This is a genomic window from Rothia sp. SCPM-O-B-18226 (M350) (assembly GCF_058213595.1).
On sequence record NZ_JBYQJS010000009.1, the window covers coordinates 1 to 1,196 of the forward strand.

Genomic DNA, 1,196 nt, shown 5'->3' on the forward strand with positions numbered 1-1,196 from the left:
TGCCGGCACCCCTTACGCGAGCACTTCGCGTACTCGGGCTGCGCATCCTGCGAGAGCGAACCCAGAAGATCCATGATTCCCAATCCTTTCACGAACGGTACGGGCGCCTCCGCCGCGGAGGCACCATGAGTTAGTCTACGCGCGGGCGCAGCGTGTATAAAGGGCGTTCTCGAGGCGCGATAGGGTAGTGACGGGGGAGTGAGCGCGGTGTAGCCTGCGGCACCTCGAGCGTAAAACGCGGTAAAATAGGCTTCGACTGTCCATCCGTCCACACCCCGGCCGCGGAGCCGCTGCATCGGCGCCGACCGCGAGGGGTCGACTCACCAAGGAAGCTCATGAGCGAAAACACTCCCAAGACCGTCCTGGTCACCGGCGGTAACCGAGGCATCGGCTACGAAATCGCCAAGGAATTCCAGGCATCGGGCCACAACGTCTGCATCACCTACCGCAGCGGCGAGGCTCCCGAAGAATTTTTCGCCGTCAAGGCGGATGTGCGCGACACCGACAGCATTAACGAAGCCTTCAAGGCCATCGAGGCGGAATACGGCCCCGTTGAGGTGCTGGTTGCCAACGCCGGCATTACCCGCGACATGCTCCTGATGCGCATGAAGGAAGCCGACTTCACCGACGTGATTGACACGAACCTCACCGGCTCGTTCCGCGTGGTGCAGCGCGCCATCAAGGGCATGCTCAAGCTCAAGCGCGGCCGCATCATCCTCATCTCCTCCGTGGTGGGCCTGTACGGTTCGCCCGGCCAGGTCAACTACTCCGCCTCCAAGGCGGCACTGGTCGGTATGGCCCGCTCCATCACCCGCGAGCTGGGCGGCCGCAACATCACCGCGAACGTGGTGGCACCGGGCTTCATCAACACCGCCATGACCGATGTTCTGCCCGAGGAAACCAAGAAGAACTACCTCGCCTCCATCCCGGCCGGCCGCTTCGCAGAGGCCGAAGAGGTTGCACGCGTGGTTCGCTGGCTCGCCTCCGACGAGGCAAACTATATCTCCGGCGCCGTCATCCCCGTGGACGGCGGCCTGGGCATGGGCCACTAAAACCCGCAAAGACTGCATCCCGGCGGGGGTGGCGGTACGACTACCGTCCGCCCGTCGCGCGGCTCGTCGCACCGCCGCCTGCGTGCGCGGGCCGCGCCACAAGACATCGACGTTGCACGCAACGTTAGACACCATCGTTGAACA

1 protein-coding gene is annotated in these 1,196 nt (G+C 64.1%); it reads left to right on the top strand.

Translation table 11 applies throughout. From position 1 onward, the window contains the following. The first annotated feature begins 335 nt into the window (after positions 1–335). Positions 336–1,052 (top strand): beta-ketoacyl-ACP reductase, encoded by a 717-nt coding sequence (locus tag AC3E6W_RS08710; protein WP_049343319.1) that lies wholly within the window; start codon positions 336–338, stop codon positions 1,050–1,052. Positions 1,053–1,196 lie beyond the last annotated feature (144 nt).

Bases quoted from the DNA above. Each gene is read 5' to 3' on its own strand.
- AC3E6W_RS08710 (WP_049343319.1), top strand. From the start codon at position 336: ATGAGCGAAAACACTCCCAAGACCGTCCTGGTCACCGGCGGTAACCGA.